This is a genomic window from Methylophaga sp. OBS4 (assembly GCF_026319305.1).
In the GTDB taxonomy this organism is placed as follows: Bacteria; Pseudomonadota; Gammaproteobacteria; order Nitrosococcales; family Methylophagaceae; genus Methylophaga.
In genome coordinates this window covers 1-16,558 of sequence record NZ_JAPDMV010000019.1, presented here as the reverse complement: position 1 = coordinate 16,558, position 16,558 = coordinate 1, and the positions used below count along the sequence as shown (strand labels likewise).

Genomic DNA, 16,558 nt, shown 5'->3' with positions numbered 1-16,558 from the left:
AGAACAGGGGCTGAATTAACGTTCAAAAAAAGTATAACCGTTCATGCTTTCGCGAAATGCGCGCAACATCTGCTGACGCATCGGCACCGAGATCTTGCCGTCACGCACAGCCTGTTCTGCTATACGGCGGAACTGCTCCTGCATCAGCTTCGGGTCGTATTCAACATAACTCAGCACATCGGCAATGCTGTCACCGTGGAATTCACGGACAAAATCAAAGCTGCCGTCTTCATTGATATGCACGCTGACTACATTGGTGTCACCAAACAGGTTATGCAGATCGCCCAAGGTTTCCTGATAAGCACCGACCAGAAATACGCTCAGATAATATTCTTCACCCTCTTTCAGCGGATGCAACGGCAGGGTTCTACGCACGCCATCCGGGGATATAAAGTTATCGATTTTGCCATCACAGTCACAGGTCATATCGGCCAGCACTGCATCGCGAATGGGTGCCTCGTTGAGCCGGTGGATCGGCATGATCGGGAACAATTGATCAATAGCCCAGATATCAGGCAAAGACTGGAACAGGCTGAAATTGCCGTAATAAATATCAGAGAGCAACTCCGGCAGATTCTCCAGTTCCGCTGAAACGCGCCGCGCCTGCGGCAACAGATCGGAGATTTTTTCCAGAATGGCCAGTGTGAGGTTTTCCGCCAACGCCCGATCGCGCAATGAGGCTTGGCCATGATGGAACAGTTCACGGACTTCATCGCGATAGTAAAGCGAGTCGTTGTAGCATTCCTGCAAGTTATCGGCATTGACGTAATCGAGCACACCAAACAGGTTGACGATCAGATCGTGGCTGTCATCCGGCGCTTGTTCAGGAATAATCTCTGGTTTGTGCTCACGCACTTCCAGAATGTTAAACAACAACATGGATGAATACGCCACCAGCGCACGGCCGGATTCGGAGACGATGACCGGATGTGGAATATCCAGCGGATCCAGACTTTCCTGCAGGGTTTCAACAATGTTGTAACAGTATTCGTCGAGCCCGTAGTTCATACTGTGTGTACTGTTGCTGCGTGTTCCTTCGTAATCCACCGCCAGGCCGCCGCCCAAGTCGATATAACCCATCGGTGCGCCTTCTTCGATGAGCCCGGCGTAAAAACGGCAGGCTTCCATCACACCGCTACGGATATTACGAATGTTGGGAATTTGCGAGCCGAGATGACTATGCAATAACTGCAGACAATGCAGCATATCGGCTTTTTTCAGCTGTTCGACCACGTTGAGTAAGGCATTGGTCGATAAACCGAAAATTGAACGGTCACCGCTGTCTTCATTCCAGTGACCTTCGACCATCGAAGCCAGCCGGATACGGACGCCGATCAGCGGATCGATGCCCAAAGCACGGCTACGCTCAAGAATGGTTTCCAGCTCCATTGCTGTTTCCAAGACAAAGAAGCATTTGATGCCCATCTGCCGCGCATACAAACCGAGTTCGATGAACTCTTCATCTTTATAGCCGTTACAGATGATCAGGCTGTCATGGTCACGTAATTGCGACAGGGCAATAATCAGTTCCGCCTTACTGCCCGCTTCCAACCCATGGTGATAGCGACTGCCATAATCAGCAATTTCTTCAATAACATGACATTGCTGATTCACCTTGATAGGAAACACGCCGCGATAGTGGTTCTGATAACCCGCGTCTGTAATAGCCCGGGCAAACGCCTCGTTAAGCTGGGTAATACGCAGATCAAGCAGGTTTTCAATGCGCAAGACAGCCGGCATGTCCAGCCCGCGCTGTTTCATGCCGTTGACGATATCGATAATCGGCACTTTGATGGTTTTATCGCCAAACTGCAACGAGACGACGGCATTACCATCTTCTGAAACATCAAAGTAATCACTGCCCCAGTCACGCACGCCATAGAGACGGGCGCTGAGCTCAGCGCTCCATTCCTGACTCAGGTCCAGCTCATTTTCCAGTGTTGAATTTAAAGGGGGTTGCATGGACTGACTCTCGTAACCGTTATCAAAACGCGGGATTTTCTATACTTTAGATCGAAAATGCAAAGAATTATTACAATTGTAACAACTGTCACTTTACAACGTCGTGACAAGCCCTTCAGATTATCGGCAATTCTTCCGGTACAGCAGTGTCTGTAGCCGGATCCAGATCGGAATGAAATGCTTCTACACTATCGGCCACTTCATCAGGTCGATTAAAGCGTGCGATATGGAACAAGGCCTCGCCTTCATTGACCAGCGGAATGTTGGTGCGGCCGATAACGATGCCTGAACTGGTAGCAAATACTTCGGTTTCTGACTTTTCTTTGCCGTATGGGGCCGCGACCATACCCAGTAAATCGCCTTTGTTGACATTAGCGCCCATCGGTACCAGCATACGGAAAATACCACTTTGTGGCGCACGAACCCAGGCACTGGAGCGGGCCACAAAAGGTTCTCTTTTCTTAGCGCGGCGACTGGCAGCCAACATCCCGATACTGCGCATAACAGTCAAAACGCCTTTAACGCCCGCGCGGATCGACAATTCATTGAAACGCAGTGCTTCCCCCGCCTCGTAAACAATCACAGCGACTTCATTCTGTTGAGCTGCATAGCGCAAAGAACCTTCTATCAGCCCTGAATTAACCACTACCGGCGCGTCAAAAGCCCTGGCCATCGTCTCTACTTCCGGATTGGACAAGTCGGCTCTTATCTGCGGCAAGTTGTCACGGTGAATGGCGGCCGTATGCAGATCAATGCCATGCGTGCACTGACTAACTACTTCGGTCATAAAGGAATTAGCCAACCGTGCCGCCAGCGAACCCTCCTCAGAGCCGGGAAAACAACGGTTAAGATCTCGCCGATCCGGCAGGTATCGGGACTGATTGAGAAAGCCGTAGACATTCACGACGGGAATAGTAATCAAAGTACCGCGCAAGCCTTTCAGGCTTTTGCTTTTGACCAGGCGGCGGATGATTTCAACGCCGTTGATTTCATCACCATGAACGGCAGCGGACACAAATAAAACCGGCCCTTTTCGTCGCCCCCGTATGACCTGAACCGGCATACTCAATGCCGTATGCATATAGAGATCCGGTAAAGGAATTTCGATGATTTTATTCTGGCCAGGTTTGACTTCCTCACCGGCAATCACCAGCAAATCTGCCATATTGTCAGCCTCGGCCCCGGGTTTTGGTTTTACCTTCTTTAGCATTCTTTTCGATGAATTCGATAAGCATATTGGCGATATCTTTGCCGGTCGCTTTTTCAATGCCTTCCAACCCCGGCGAAGAGTTGACCTCCATCACCACCGGACCATGATTGGAGCGCAGCAAATCAACACCACAGACATTGAGCCCCATGGTTTTTGCCGCTCGCACCGCGGTGGCCCGCTCGGCAGGCGTGATTCGAATCAAGTTGGCACTGCCGCCACGATGCAGGTTGGAGCGAAACTCGCCTTCCTTACTCTGCCGTTTCATCGCTGCAACAACTTTATCGCCAACAACCAGGCAGCGAATATCGGCACCACCGGCTTCCTTGATAAATTCCTGCACCAGGATATTGGCTTTCATGCCCATAAAAGCCTCAATAACGCTTTCCGACGCTTTTTCTGTTTCGGCCAGCACTACTCCTATGCCTTGCGTGCCTTCCAGCAATTTAATCACCAGCGGTGCACCGCCGACCATTTTGATCAAATCATCCACATCGTCGGGACGATGGGCAAAACCGGTCACCGGCAGACCGATGCCTTTGCGTGACAATAATTGCAAAGCACGCAACTTGTCGCGGGAGCGGCTGATAGCTACGGATTCATTAAGCGGATAGACACTCATCATTTCGAACTGGCGCAATACCGCTGTGCCGTAAAAAGTCACCGAGGCCCCGATTCGCGGAATCACCGCATCAAAACCGGTCAGGTTCTCGCCCTTGTAATGTACTTCCGGTTTCAACGATGTGATGTTCATATAACATCGCAGCACATCCAGTACACGCACTTCATGGCCGCGCGCTTCAGCTGCTTCGACCAGACGGCTGGTAGAGTAGAGCTTGGGATTACGCGACAGGATGGCTATTTTCATCAACTTTCTCCATCAAGGATTTCTTTGTGTGGCTGTTCATCTTGTTCCAGTGAGCTTTGCCCGGACAAAAAGGACAAAGCGGGGTTGACCACAATATTGCCTGCTGTCATCGCCGTACGGCCCAGCAGCATGCGAAACAGCATATTATCGCGGTTTGTGAGTGTAACTTCTACAGGCCACATCTTCTGTCCCAGCTTTACATTGGTCAGAATCACATAACGTTGTTCGGTATGACCACCAGAGTCAGTGACGTTGCGCTGATCAATAACTGCAGCTTCGCACCAGATCACTGTGTCAGTGTCATCCTGATTGGGATGCAGTCCAAAACGTACCCATTGCCTGCCGTCTTTTTCAAACGGGTCGACCTCAAAGGCATGAATCGCGGAAGTTCTGGCGCCGGTATCCACCTTCGCCTTGATTCTGTCTACGCCCAAATCCGGCAGCGATAACCACTCCCGCCAGCCAACCGCTGTGACTTCATTTTGATCTGTTACGTTCACTTTTAATCCAACATATTTTTGTTCCAATCCTTGACGCTATTTTTCATCTCGGAAATTTCATTATCAGCGCCGCTCACCATGCTTTTGAGACCGGAAACAATATCATCACCATAACGATCAGCGAGAATATTACCGGTCATTACCACAAAGATCGCCATAAAAATAACGTAAAGGTGCGTCAATATAACCCTAGCCATTAGTGTCTCCTCTATAAGTCACGCAATGTAACCGGATTGTAGCGCTTGGAAAACGTTTCAACTTCATTGTCATGAACTGATTGAAGACTGGCAAGCTTTAACTGTCAACGGGTTTCTGATCCGCCGTAGTCCTTCGGCCAAACAGGGTCTCACGCAGACCGATAACTGCTCCTTGTATGTTATTTCCAGGCAATGATGGGCCGGATGCCCAAACGCCGCGTTAGCAGGGATAGTGATAGCGGCCATCACATCCATGTGAATAAGCATGGCAGATTACAACCGTCGCACTTGGCTAGTGGGAGAGAGAATGGCGCTATCTGCCTTGATATAACAAATAGTTCATTGTGGTAATAGTACTGATCTTGATTTCTTTCGGACAAACCCGCTCACACTCACGGTAATTACTGCAACTGCCAAAACCTTCCAGCTCCATTGCTTTTAACAATTTTGCCGGCCGTTTTTTATCCATGTCTCCCTGCGGCAAAGTCGACAAATGCGCGACTTTCGCTGCCACAAACAAGGTAGCCGAAGCATTGGGACACACGGCGACACAAGCGCCACAACCTATACAGGTAGCGGCATCGAAGGCCGCATCAGCCACATGTTTTTCTACCGGTAAGGTGTTGGCTTCACAGGCAGAGCCGGTGCGGATAGGAATATAACCGCCTGCCTGGATAATGCGATCAAAGCTGGTGCGGTCGACAATCAAATCTTTAATCACCGGAAAAGCCTTTGCCCGCCATGGCTCAATCCACAATTCTTTGTCGTCCTTGTAGTCGCGCATGTATTGCTGACAGGTCGTGGTCGCCTGTTGCTTGCCATGTGGAGTGCCATTGATAACAAGGTTACATGAGCCACATATGCCTTCCCGGCAATCAAAATCAAAGGCAACGGGATCTTTGCCTTCCAGAATCAACTGCTCGTTGAGGGCATCCAGCATTTCAAGAAAAGAAGAATCCTCACTGGCATCGACTTCTTGCGCTTCGAAATAGCCTTCCGCGTCCGGACTGGCTTGTCGCCAAATATTCAGTTTGAAAATCATTGATAGTTTCTTATGCTGGGTCGGACAAAATCAAAATGCAGATCCTCACGGTACAGTTTGGGTTTACTGATATCGCCACTGTACTGCCAGGCTGATACGAAGGAATAATTACTATCGTTGCGTTGTGGTTCACCCGCCTCGGTCAAATGCTCTTCCCGGGCATGGCAACCACATGACTCTTCTCTCTCCAGCGCGTCCAGGCACATCAGTTCCGCCAGCTCAAAAAAGTCAGCCACGCGCCCTGCCCGCTCCAAAGTCTGATTCATCTGGCGGCTATCGCCGCTGATTCTGACTTTCTGCCAGAACTGCTGGCGCAATTCACGTATCTCATCAATGGCGTTAAGCAAAGTTTGTTTTTCGCGTGCCATTCCGCAGGCATGCCAGAGGATTTGCCCCAGTTGCCGGTGAAAATCATCGGGCGTGACTGACGGCGCCGGCGCATTCATCAAGCGCTCAATGCGTTGCTGCGCTTCCTGTAAAGTTTGTTGTGCCTGCTGTCTATAATTCTCCGGTTTCAATGGCTGCTGTTTGGCCAGATAATCTGACACCGTGGTAGGCAGAATGAAATAACCATCCGCCAACCCCTGCATTAAGGCGCTGGCACCGAGACGGTTGGCACCATGATCGGAAAAGTTGGCTTCGCCAGCGGCAAACAGACCATTGATGGTAGTCATTAAATTGTAGTCCACCCATAAGCCGCCCATAGTGTAATGCACCGCCGGGTAGATACGCATCGGCGTTGTATAGGGATCTTCAGCGGTAATACGTTTGTACATCTCAAACAGATTGCCGTATTTCTCGCTGATAGCCTCCAGCCCCTGGGTTTTGATGGCATCGGCAAAGTCCAGATAGACACCCAGTTTTTTGCCATCAATCTCAAAACCGACACCGCGGCCTTCATCGCAGATCAATTTGACTGCACGTGAAGCAATATCACGCGGCACCAGATTGCCGAAAGCCGGATACATACGCTCCAGAAAATAATCTCGATCCTGCTCGGGAATCTCTTCCGGACGTTTATCACAATCGGCGATATTTTTAGGTGCCCAGACCCGACCGTCATTACGCAAAGATTCACTCATCAAGGTCAGTTTTGACTGCAACTCACCATGCTGCGGAATGCAGGTCGGGTGAATCTGGGTAAAACACGGGTTGGCAAACAAAGCCCCTTTGCGATGCGCACGCCAGATAGCGGAGGTATTGCAACCTTTGGCATTGGTCGACAGGAAAAAGGCATTACTGTAACCACCGGTGCACAACACCACACAATCAGCCAGATGACTTTCCAGTTCACCGCTGACCAGATCGCGGGTGACGATACCGATGGCCCGTTCACCCTCCATAATCAAATCCTGCATTTCACAACGGGAATAATGGGTCACGGTACCCGCAGCCACTTGTCTGCTCATCGCCTGATAAGCGCCCAGTAATAATTGCTGACCGGTCTGGCCGCGGGCATAAAATGTACGTGAGACCTGTGCCCCCCCGAATGAACGGTTAGCCAGATAACCACTGTATTCACGGGCAAAAGGCACGCCTTGTGCGACTGCCTGATCAATGATCGATGTGCTGAGTTGCGCCAGACGAAAGACATTGGATTCCCTGGCTCTGAAATCTCCGCCCTTGATAGTATCGTAAAACAGGCGCCAGACACTGTCGCCATCGTTTTGATAGTTCTTGGCGGCATTGATCCCCCCCTGCGCGGCAATACTGTGCGCGCGGCGCGGGCTGTCCTGAAAACAGAAGGTTTTCACCTTGTAGCCCATTTCGCCCAGTGAAGCTGCCGCTGAAGCGCCTGCCAGACCGGTGCCGACCACAATCACCGTATACTTCTTGCGATTGGCGGGACTGACTACCCGCGCGTTGTATTTATGCTGGGTCCAGCGATCCTGAAGTGGTCCCTTGGGTGCGTGACTGTCCAGCTCAAAATCGTTCATGCGGTTATCCAGATATAAACAGGCACACTTGCAAAGCCAGCCGTCAGTAACACCACACTACTTATAATCAATGTTTTGTACATACGGGAAGTGATGCCCAAGGTTTGCAGCACATTAACCAGCGAATGCTGTAGGTGCATCGCCAGGATTAACAAACCCGACAAATAAAACAACACCATCAGCGGCGATTTGAACCAGTGAACCAGTTCTGCTCTGACCCTGGTGGTATCCATGAACAAAGTCTGGCCGATATGCACCAGAATAAACAGCAGCAACAACGCAATGCTGATCGAAACCAGTGGCGCCGGCACATGCAATTTGTCATGCTTGCGGTAGCCTTGCCCCCGCGCCTGGCTGTTCTTGATTCTGATAACAACTGCCGCTTTGACATGAATCAGCAACGATACCAACACAATAATCAGCAAAGGCCATCGAACCCAGGTTTGGTTGTAAAAATCATAAAAGCGGCTAAAGCCTTCACTGGAAAAGAAGCTCAAGTTAGTGAGCATATGAAAGACCAGGTAAACAGTCATCGCCATGCCCGCCAGCGCCATAGTGCGTTTTTGAAGTTGCAACAGTTTCATGCTCAGCTTTCCATATCCTGTCTGGCATCTTTACTGTCCGGACGCGGTTTCAGTTTTTCTTTTTCGATTGTCCTGATACAGCTGTTCCAGCGCAGAATAGATTCATCATTATGCTCGGGCCGAATCTGCTCGGCCATCTGGTAAAACTGCAAGGCTTCGATAAAATAGTCATAGGCAAATACACGCGCCATACTCTGTGTCAGCATAAAGCGGGCACGCCTTTCATGCAGCAAGCCGGTGTAATAATAACGCTGGTATTCGCTGTGGAGTTTTTCCACCGCATCTTCTATCGATTTGACCTGTGTTTTTTTACCGGCGTGATGCAGTTGGTCGCTAAGCGCAAGAATGTATAAAACCAGTGCCTGCTGGTTATCAGGATCGATATGGAGAATATCAAGGCAGATACTTTCGGCAATTTCCGGTTCCAGCAGTGAGCGGTATTGGCGGGCTTTGTCCAGGGCGAGATCAATCGAATCGGCATGAATATCGTGTAATGTCAGATCCATCAACTTCCCCCGTTAGTGTCATATATCTTATATAAGAGTTGCAAATATCCAATCTAGACTAAAGCCGGCAAGTTTTCAATAGACAAGCAATTTATATATTTTGTTACATAGTACAAAATACCCATTTCTGGTATCTTTAAACGCTTTTTCAGACGGTTGTTGCGAATCACTCATGCAAAGAAAAATTCTGGTCACCAGCGCCCTGCCTTATGCCAACGGATCGATTCACCTCGGTCATCTGGTGGAGTATATCCAAACCGATATCTGGGTGCGGTTTCAAAAAATGCGTGGCCATGAATGTCACTATGTTTGTGCTGATGATGCCCATGGCACCCCCATCATGTTGCGGGCGCACAACGAAGGCATTACGCCCGAACAATTAATCAGTGATGTCAGCAAAGAGCATCAAGCGGATTTTGCCGAGTTTGCAATTGGTTTTGATAATTATTACAGCACCCACAGCCCTGAAAATAGGGCTTTGGCCAGCCAGATCTATCTCGCCAACCGTGATGCCGGCCATATCGAGGCCCGCACCATCAGTCAGGCCTATGATCCGGAAAAAGAAATGTTTCTGCCGGATCGTTTTATTCGTGGCGAATGCCCCAAGTGCGGCGCCGCCGATCAATATGGCGACAACTGTGAAGCCTGTGGCTCCACCTATGATCCGACTGAACTGAAAAATCCGGTTTCAGCAGTGTCCGGCGCCACGCCGATCACCAAAGAATCAGAGCATTACTTTTTCAAGCTGGGTGACTTTGAACAAACCCTCAAAGAGTGGACGCAAAGTGACCATCTGCAACCGGAAGTCAGCCGTAAACTCAATGAATGGTTCGACAGTGGCTTGCAGGACTGGGACATTTCCCGTGATGCGCCCTATTTCGGCTTTGAGATACCCGATACAGACAACAAGTTTTTTTATGTGTGGATGGATGCCCCTATCGGCTATCTGGCCAGCTTCAAAAATTACTGTGACCGCACCGGCATCGACTTCGACGCATTTATGAAGCCGGGTAGTGATACCGAACTCGTCCACTTTATCGGCAAGGACATTATCTACTTCCATGCCCTGTTCTGGCCGGCGATGCTGGAAGGTGCCGGTTTCCGCCAACCCGACAACATCTACGCCCACGGCTTTCTGACGGTTGATGGCAAAAAGATGTCCAAGTCCCGCGGCACCTTTATCAAGGCCCGCACTTATCTTGATCATCTCAGCCCCGAATATCTGCGTTACTATTTTGCCGCCAAACTCGGCAGTGGCATTGAGGATATCGACCTGAGCCTGGATGACTTCCAGACCCGTATCAATGCAGATCTGGTGGGTAAAGTGGTGAATATTGCCAGCCGCTGCGCCGGATTTATCAGCAAACGCTTTGACGGCCGCTTAGCGGCTGAATTAAGTGAACCGGCTTTGTTCAGAGATTTCAGCAATCAGGCAGAAGCCATTGCCAAACGTTATGAGCAGCGTGAATTCGGTCAGGCCATGCGTGAAATCATGGCACTGGCTGATCGCGCCAACCAGTACATCGACGAAATGAAACCGTGGGTGCTGGCCAAAGAAGAAGGTAAGGAGACGGAAGTTCAAGCTATTTGCACCATGGGCATGAACCTGTTCCGCGTTCTGCTGGCCTATCTGAAACCGGTATTGCCCCGCACTGCCGAGCAGGCTGAAGCCTTCCTCAATATTGCCCCTATGAACTGGGCTGATATTGAAACGCCATTACTGGATCACACCATCAACAAGTTCAAACCGCTGATGACCCGCATTGAAAAAGACAAACTCGATGCCATTCTGGAAGCTTCAAAAGAAAATATGACCAGCAAAACAAAAACAACCGACAACGTACAAGCTGACAGCTATATCGACCCGATTGCCGCTGAAATCCAGTTTGATGACTTTGCCAAGATCGATCTCCGTATCGCTAAAATCGTTAATGCCGAACATGTCGACGGCGCCGACAAACTGCTGAAACTGACGCTGGATATCGGTCTGGGAGAAAAACAGGTGTTTGCCGGTATTAAATCGGCCTATTCACCGGAAGACTTGATTGGCAAACTGACCGTGATGGTTGCCAACCTCGCACCGCGTAAAATGCGGTTCGGTCTGTCGGAAGGCATGGTGCTGGCTGCCGGTCCGGGCGGTAAAGACTTGTTTATCCTGAACCCTGATGCCGGCGCCCAGCCGGGTATGCGGGTTAAATAATTCCCGGACACCCATCATTCCCGTGTAGGCAGCGACCACGCGGGAATGACGAATGTATCGTTATAACACCATCAATGATTTCTATGGCTGCCTGTCTAAACTTGAATACAAGGTTTACCAAGCCACCCGAATTGTAAATTAAGCTGATATTCACGCGCAGGCGGGAATTCATAAAATACCGAAAATACTTGTTCTGTGGTCAAAACATTGGCATCTAACGCAACATTAGCGCCATGAACCATCTCTTTTAGGGGATCAACTGCTACCATTAGCCCACCACCACCACAAAAATAAACGCCCGGTGACCATGCCATGACACGCCAGCGCGCTTCCAAAAAAGAGATCCTCGGCTGGGCAATGTTCGACTTTGCCAATCAGTCCTATACTCTACTTATCATTACCGTCATCTTTGGTGATCTGTTTACCCGGCTCATTGTCGGTGATGCAGAAAACAACTACCGGCTGGGTAACCTGCTGTGGAGTTTGTCACTGGCAACTGGCTACCTGCTTGTTGTAATAACCGCGCCCTTTCTGGGCGCAGTGATGGACCTCAGCGCCCGGCGCAAGCAATTTCTGTTTATCAGTTATCTGGTTACCGTGATAACAACCACGCTGCTGTACTTTGTTGCTCCCGGCTACATCCTGCTCGGCATGCTGTTAATTGTGGTCTCCAACTATGCCTATTCAATTGGTGAATCTTTTATCGCCAGCTTTCTGCCCGATTTGGGACCAGCCAAAGACCTTGGACGGATCTCTGGTTTCGGCTGGGCGCTCGGTTATGTTGGCGGTCTGGTAGCAACCGGTATCGCGCTGTTATTTCTTGGCGAAGTCAGTGCCGACAACTTTGACAATGTCCGTTGGGTGGGGCCGTTTGCCGCTGCCTTCTTTCTGCTGGCAGCTATACCCACCTTCCTCTGGCTAAAAGAAAACGGCACCCCGCATCCCGTCGGTCAGGCAGATATGTGGCAGCAAGGACTGAAACGGGTCCGTAGCAGCCTGACCTATCTGACCGATTATCATGATCTGCGTATCTTCCTGCTTTCAGCTTTATTTGCCATGTCCGGCATCTACATCATCATCGCCTTTACCTTTATCTATGGTGCTCAGGTTATCGGCTGGGATGAGCGGATGCGGGTATTGACCTTTATCACCGTACAAGTCACCGCCACTGCCGGTGCCATCCTGTTTGGCTGGATACAGGATCGTATGGGCAGTCGTTTTACCTACGGCTTTACCCTGCTTTTCTGGATCCTGGCCATCCTGTTAATCTGGCAAACGCCACAACTCACAGCCTGGCTCAACCAGTTTGGTCATGAATTACAGATGCAGGATGTCTTTATTGTCGTAGCCGTTGCTGCCGGACTTTGTTTGGGGGCGACCCAGTCGGCCAGTCGCGCCATTGTCGGGCAATTAACACCGTTAGCAAGAGCGGCAGAGTTCTTCGGTTTTTGGGGCCTGTCCCACAAACTGGCCGCCATTATCGGTCTGGTCGGTGTCGGACTGATGCAGGCCTGGGTCGGTTTGCAAAACGCCATTCTGCTATGCGCACTCTTCTTTGCCCTGGCATTTATAGTCTGTCTAAAGGTCAATTTCCCCCGCGGCCAGGCTGTGGCAGAACGCTATCGCGAAGATAGCCAGCCACATTAAACTACAACGCTTTCATAGCCAGTACAGCTATCAGTAGGCTCAGACGCCAGGTCAATGGGGTCAGACACTGAGGGACCCCCACGAATAACTCATTAAAATCAGAAAGATATTATCTAGATTTGCCAGTCCTTCATGTTCAGTATATGAAAGTCGCCTGAGCAAATTCCAGCACAGGCTTATGCATTCTCAGTCTATGGTCATTTCCTGTCCTTGAGAAAGAATCCCATTCCCTCTCCCCTGGCGGGACAAATTCGCCAGGAGCGACTTATGGATGACCCTTTTGATTTTCTTTCGCAGATGAAACGCTTTTTCTTTCAGAATAATCTGCGACCATCTGCGTAATCTGCGGATTTATCAAAAATACCAGCTTGCAAGTTTGTTTACCGATACACCTCTTCATGGCTGCCAACATTAATCGGAATAATCCGTTCATCATGAATAATCAGCTCAAGCGTCAAGCGGTAATTGAGATTGATAGAGACCGAATGCAGGCCGGATAAACGCCCCGTCAATGGATGCAAGCGAAGTGATGGATGGAAAGGGTTTTGCTCCAATAGCAACAATATTTTTTCATATTGCGATCGCAACTCAGGATGACGTTTTGCAAAGCGTTTGGCGCGTTTCAGATAGCTTTCCGTAAAAAGCAGCTGATACGCCATTAATCGAACAATTCTTGAATATGTTCAGCAACAGATTGCGTTTTAAAAGCTTTGTTTTCGATATCACGGCGGCTTTCCCACAAGGCGGCCTCCAGCTCTGCCTCACGAAGCTGCTGATAGTCCTCCACGCGCATCACGACATACTTTTGCTTGCCACGTACCGTAATCATCGCCTCGCTATGGCCACGGAGTGCTTCCTCTACACTCGACACACCTTTGGTTTTAATATCGTTTGCAGTAATCATCTTATCGCCCCCTTAACAGTACTATTAATAGTACACTTAATAAAGCTTTTTAATCAATGGGAATCAATGGCAAATCAATGCCAAAATCAAAAATAAAATCAATGGGGTTAATCAATGGGGTCAGACACGATCGAAAATATCTCACGCTTTTTTGTCTTTGAATCGTTGAGATTTGCGATCCCCTCCCCGCGCACTGGGTGAAACACGTCTGCCAATCAACTTTTCAGCCTGCGTTTTAAATCGTTCGCTACCCACCGCCCAACCTTTGTTTGTGGCTCTTCGCAGATCGTCTATCACACTTGCATCGACTTGCTCACTGACTAACTCCCGATAGATTTGTTGACGACGGACATCATCTTCAGCCAGCTCAGAATAAAGCTCATGTGGAGTTATCAACTCATCAGACTTACCCAGAGCATTGGTATGATAGCTCGACCAACGGTATTCTGCGGGAGACTGCACCATCCCGGCACGAACAGGATTCATTTCGATATAACGATAACAGGTGAGTGCGTAGCGGTCGCTGTCAATCAGTGCCGACTTATAGCGCCCTTCCCATAATGTCCCGGTGCGTTGATAGCAATGATTGAAATATTGAACATAACGACGACCAACACTCTGCATAACCTTGCCGATTGCCCCTGACTCCAGTGGCGTCATCAACAGATGAACATGGTTTGTCATTAATACATAAGCATGCACTTGACAGTCATAGCGGTCACAGGCCTCTGCCAGTTTTTCGAGATAGAAAACATAATCCTCGTCAGCAACGAAAATAATCTGACGATTGTTGCCACGGATAATAACGTGTTGGGAATGACCCAGTAGTTCAAATCTTGGTAGACGTGCCATCTTCAAATCCTTTTGAAACATTCCTTCATATCCTAACGTCTGCTCTACAAACAAAAAAGCCCCGGATTGCTCCAGGGCTTTTTCGCATCTTTCAGATCAAATCAGAATCAATCGTGTCTGACCCCTTTGATTCCTTTGATTCCTTTGATTCCTTTGATTTTTGATTTACTCTTTAGGCAGATACTTAGTTGGGAAGCCACCTGTTGCTGTGATGGCCCAGGTTGTACCAGTGTCTCGGCAAGTACCAGTATAAACTACTTGGCCACCGGCTAACTGTGGAATTGCGGTGTTATAATCAATGGTCACAGTAGCAGTTGAGGCATCGACACCTGCAACAGTGACAGATTCGATATACTTATTGCCGTTAGCGTAGTCAGTATTTGTTGGCAACTCCAGAGTAGCATTAGTTTGACTTGCTAAACTCTCAGCTTCACTGCATGCGACGCCGAGCGATGTTCTTGCCGGTGAAGAGGCACTAACACCTTCTTGGACTTTTGCTCTGATGGTGTAGTCCTGATAGGCAGGGATCGCAATAGCCGCCAAAATACCAATAATCGCAACCACGATCATCAGCTCGATCAATGTAAAACCTTGTTGTGTTTTTTTCATTTCAATCTCCTTGTTGATGAAACCAGCAAACCCAAATTTGCTGTTTAAATTGATGCTACTTTTATGCCAATAACCAACACGCTGTTTTATATTGGTTTAGTCCAGGGCTTAATAATTAAAAGCAACCATCAACGTCATAAAGTGACCATATTTGTCAGTACCGGCAATATTCCACTGCCCGTTGAAGACGCTCAGCCTGAGGATAGATTTCAAAGCCACGCTTTGCTACATCACAGTATGCCGGTTTATTACCCAGAAACTCATAGGCATCCGTGAGTTTTTGATACAGATCCACATCCGGGCGTTTAGTGAGGTATTGTTCGCCCCAGTTGGTGTAAAACTCGACATTGTCTTTTAAACCATACTGCATGCTGGAATACATCATCGCGCTCATATCTATCCATTGCGCCTGGTCGGATAAATACGGATTTTGCTTGGCAATTTGTAATGGATTTTCCCGCTGCTCGCCTTTATAGAAAGCGACAAAGTCCCAGTTTGAGCGGACAGTATGCAATAAGAACAAGATAAATATGCCCACTATCGCCCAGAGACTGATGGCAGCCAGTTTATTGGCATAAATGGTCAGGCTGTTATTTCTGTTTGTAAGTTGATGGCTGAAGGGTAGCGCCAGCAATATCACCAACACAAACCAGTGCAAAATTGACGTATAGAGTGGCAGCTCCACCTGGGTGTGCAGAACAATGGGCAACAGCAAGCCTGTATAAGCCAGCCCTCTTGACCAGCCTGTTTGCCGTAATGCCCGCAAAACACCAATAGCAACCAGAACGATCCCCATCAGGGCTATCAGGCCGCCTTCCACTAGCCATTGGATAATTTCATTGTGCGGATGGCTGACTATTTGCTTGGGTAATGTGCCATCCGGATTTTGTTCAAAAAAGGCTGGCCGGGCAAACTGGAAAACGCTTGCAAAACTGCCAACGCCATGTCCGAAAACAGGTTTTTCCGCCACCAGATCCAGTGAGATTTTGTAAATACCCAACCGCGCTGAACCGGAATAGCCCGATTGCATGGCTACCGTTTTATCAATCGCTTTTGAAGTTCCGGGCAGAAGGCCTGCTGAAAAACCCATCACGATGGCCAGTAAAATGGCCGCAGAGAAACGACTGTTTCTGAGTAAGGGTCTGCGTAAAGCAAAAATTAATAACGGCACGGAAATAAACAACGTCAGGGCGCCAATACGCGAACCTGACACACCCACAATATACGCTGACAACAACACCGTGATGACCAGCAACAGTTGCATAAACAGCCGGCGTTTATACAACAAAGGTCTGGCAGCCAGGAACAGCGACAGACTGATCACCGCCACCAGAAAAGTGGCCTGATTGTTAATCTGCTGAAATAAACCGGAAGGCACACCATTAGGTGATTTGGGTAACAGATAAGGCATATCCGCTTTTAACCAGATCTGGGCAATGCCGATTGCGGCATGGACCAGCCCTGACAGGGCAATGATATAAAGTAGCTTGTCCCAACGCCCCTGTTTGAGATTAACCGCCAGCACCCGCGTCAGGTAGTGATG

17 protein-coding genes are annotated in these 16,558 nt (G+C 49.1%); 2 read left to right on the top strand and 15 right to left on the bottom strand.

The window, feature by feature from the left end:
- Positions 1–15: 15 nt before the first annotated feature.
- The 9 genes from speA to OMP95_RS07415 all read right to left on the bottom strand — a co-directional run bounded on the left by speA (position 16) and on the right by OMP95_RS07415 (position 8,803).
- Complete coding sequence (gene speA, locus OMP95_RS07455; protein ID WP_266327517.1) at positions 16–1,962, bottom strand: biosynthetic arginine decarboxylase; 1,947 nt, start codon at positions 1,960–1,962, stop codon at positions 16–18.
- Positions 1,963–2,077: 115 nt separating this feature from the next.
- Positions 2,078–3,127, bottom strand: coding sequence for a succinylglutamate desuccinylase/aspartoacylase family protein (locus OMP95_RS07450; protein ID WP_266327516.1), 1,050 nt, complete (start codon positions 3,125–3,127; stop codon positions 2,078–2,080).
- A gap of 4 nt (positions 3,128–3,131) precedes the next feature.
- Positions 3,132–4,037 (bottom strand): 30S ribosomal protein S6--L-glutamate ligase, encoded by a 906-nt coding sequence (gene rimK / locus OMP95_RS07445; RefSeq protein WP_266327514.1) that lies wholly within the window; start codon positions 4,035–4,037, stop codon positions 3,132–3,134.
- Positions 4,037–4,537 (bottom strand): ATP-dependent zinc protease, encoded by a 501-nt coding sequence (locus OMP95_RS07440; RefSeq protein WP_266327512.1) that lies wholly within the window; start codon positions 4,535–4,537, stop codon positions 4,037–4,039. The genes rimK and OMP95_RS07440 overlap by 1 nt, the downstream gene beginning before the upstream one ends.
- Positions 4,538–4,539: 2 nt before the next feature.
- Positions 4,540–4,734 carry a hypothetical protein gene (locus OMP95_RS07435; protein WP_266327510.1) on the bottom strand — a complete coding sequence of 65 codons (195 nt, stop codon included), beginning with the start codon at positions 4,732–4,734 and terminating at the stop codon, positions 4,540–4,542.
- A gap of 313 nt (positions 4,735–5,047) precedes the next feature.
- On the bottom strand, positions 5,048–5,776 hold the full coding sequence (locus OMP95_RS07430) for a succinate dehydrogenase/fumarate reductase iron-sulfur subunit (RefSeq protein WP_266327508.1): 729 nt from the start codon (positions 5,774–5,776) through the stop codon (positions 5,048–5,050).
- The gene (locus OMP95_RS07425; RefSeq protein ID WP_266327506.1) at positions 5,773–7,713 is read right to left on the bottom strand and encodes a fumarate reductase/succinate dehydrogenase flavoprotein subunit; all 1,941 of its coding nucleotides are present in this window, start codon (positions 7,711–7,713) and stop codon (positions 5,773–5,775) included. The genes OMP95_RS07430 and OMP95_RS07425 overlap by 4 nt, the downstream gene beginning before the upstream one ends.
- Entirely contained in the window at positions 7,710–8,297 is a 588-nt protein-coding gene (locus tag OMP95_RS07420; protein ID WP_266327504.1) for a succinate dehydrogenase, read from the bottom strand. The genes OMP95_RS07425 and OMP95_RS07420 overlap by 4 nt, the downstream gene beginning before the upstream one ends.
- A 2-nt stretch (positions 8,298–8,299) precedes the next feature.
- Complete coding sequence (locus tag OMP95_RS07415) at positions 8,300–8,803, bottom strand: hypothetical protein (RefSeq protein ID WP_266327502.1); 504 nt, start codon at positions 8,801–8,803, stop codon at positions 8,300–8,302.
- Positions 8,804–8,975: 172 nt separating this feature from the next.
- On the opposite strand from OMP95_RS07415, the gene metG reads away from it, so the two are divergent.
- Positions 8,976–11,003, top strand: coding sequence for a methionine--tRNA ligase (gene metG / locus OMP95_RS07410; protein ID WP_266327500.1), 2,028 nt, complete (start codon positions 8,976–8,978; stop codon positions 11,001–11,003).
- A 95-nt stretch (positions 11,004–11,098) separates the two neighbouring features.
- Here metG and OMP95_RS07405 read toward each other — a convergent pair whose 3' ends face one another.
- Positions 11,099–11,338: a hypothetical protein gene (locus tag OMP95_RS07405; RefSeq protein ID WP_266327498.1), complete on the bottom strand. Its 240-nt coding sequence runs from the start codon at positions 11,336–11,338 to the stop codon at positions 11,099–11,101.
- On the opposite strand from OMP95_RS07405, the gene OMP95_RS07400 reads away from it, so the two are divergent.
- Complete coding sequence (locus OMP95_RS07400) at positions 11,316–12,650, top strand: MFS transporter (protein WP_266327496.1); 1,335 nt, start codon at positions 11,316–11,318, stop codon at positions 12,648–12,650. The two genes, OMP95_RS07405 and OMP95_RS07400, sit on opposite strands and share 23 nt — an antisense overlap.
- Positions 12,651–13,030: 380 nt before the next feature.
- Here OMP95_RS07400 and OMP95_RS07395 read toward each other — a convergent pair whose 3' ends face one another.
- The 5 genes from OMP95_RS07395 to OMP95_RS07370 all read right to left on the bottom strand — a co-directional run.
- Positions 13,031–13,309: a type II toxin-antitoxin system YafQ family toxin gene (locus tag OMP95_RS07395; RefSeq protein ID WP_266327494.1), complete on the bottom strand. Its 279-nt coding sequence runs from the start codon at positions 13,307–13,309 to the stop codon at positions 13,031–13,033.
- The gene (locus tag OMP95_RS07390; protein ID WP_266327492.1) at positions 13,309–13,554 is read right to left on the bottom strand and encodes a prevent-host-death protein; all 246 of its coding nucleotides are present in this window, start codon (positions 13,552–13,554) and stop codon (positions 13,309–13,311) included. Before OMP95_RS07390 ends, OMP95_RS07395 begins: the two co-directional genes overlap by 1 nt.
- Positions 13,555–13,695: 141 nt before the next feature.
- Positions 13,696–14,406, bottom strand: coding sequence for a transposase (locus OMP95_RS07385; protein WP_266327490.1), 711 nt, complete (start codon positions 14,404–14,406; stop codon positions 13,696–13,698).
- A gap of 165 nt (positions 14,407–14,571) precedes the next feature.
- The gene (locus OMP95_RS07380; protein WP_323135118.1) at positions 14,572–15,015 is read right to left on the bottom strand and encodes a pilin; all 444 of its coding nucleotides are present in this window, start codon (positions 15,013–15,015) and stop codon (positions 14,572–14,574) included.
- Positions 15,016–15,169: 154 nt separating this feature from the next.
- Positions 15,170–16,558: PglL family O-oligosaccharyltransferase (locus OMP95_RS07370; protein WP_266327488.1), on the bottom strand; the 1,389-nt coding region annotated here is incomplete at its 5' end.

Coding starts and splice junctions, on each gene's coding strand:
- speA (WP_266327517.1), bottom strand. CDS start 1,962: ATGCAACCCCCTTTAAATTCAACACTGGAAAATGAGCTGGACCTGAGT.
- OMP95_RS07450 (WP_266327516.1), bottom strand. CDS start 3,127: ATGGCAGATTTGCTGGTGATTGCCGGTGAGGAAGTCAAACCTGGCCAG.
- rimK (WP_266327514.1), bottom strand. CDS start 4,037: ATGAAAATAGCCATCCTGTCGCGTAATCCCAAGCTCTACTCTACCAGC.
- OMP95_RS07435 (WP_266327510.1), bottom strand. CDS start 4,734: ATGGCTAGGGTTATATTGACGCACCTTTACGTTATTTTTATGGCGATC.
- OMP95_RS07430 (WP_266327508.1), bottom strand. CDS start 5,776: ATGATTTTCAAACTGAATATTTGGCGACAAGCCAGTCCGGACGCGGAA.
- OMP95_RS07425 (WP_266327506.1), bottom strand. CDS start 7,713: ATGAACGATTTTGAGCTGGACAGTCACGCACCCAAGGGACCACTTCAG.
- OMP95_RS07420 (WP_266327504.1), bottom strand. CDS start 8,297: ATGAAACTGTTGCAACTTCAAAAACGCACTATGGCGCTGGCGGGCATG.
- OMP95_RS07415 (WP_266327502.1), bottom strand. CDS start 8,803: ATGGATCTGACATTACACGATATTCATGCCGATTCGATTGATCTCGCC.
- metG (WP_266327500.1), top strand. CDS start 8,976: ATGCAAAGAAAAATTCTGGTCACCAGCGCCCTGCCTTATGCCAACGGA.
- OMP95_RS07400 (WP_266327496.1), top strand. CDS start 11,316: ATGACACGCCAGCGCGCTTCCAAAAAAGAGATCCTCGGCTGGGCAATG.
- OMP95_RS07395 (WP_266327494.1), bottom strand. CDS start 13,309: ATGGCGTATCAGCTGCTTTTTACGGAAAGCTATCTGAAACGCGCCAAA.
- OMP95_RS07390 (WP_266327492.1), bottom strand. CDS start 13,554: ATGATTACTGCAAACGATATTAAAACCAAAGGTGTGTCGAGTGTAGAG.
- OMP95_RS07385 (WP_266327490.1), bottom strand. CDS start 14,406: ATGGCACGTCTACCAAGATTTGAACTACTGGGTCATTCCCAACACGTT.
- OMP95_RS07380 (WP_323135118.1), bottom strand. CDS start 15,015: ATGAAAAAAACACAACAAGGTTTTACATTGATCGAGCTGATGATCGTG.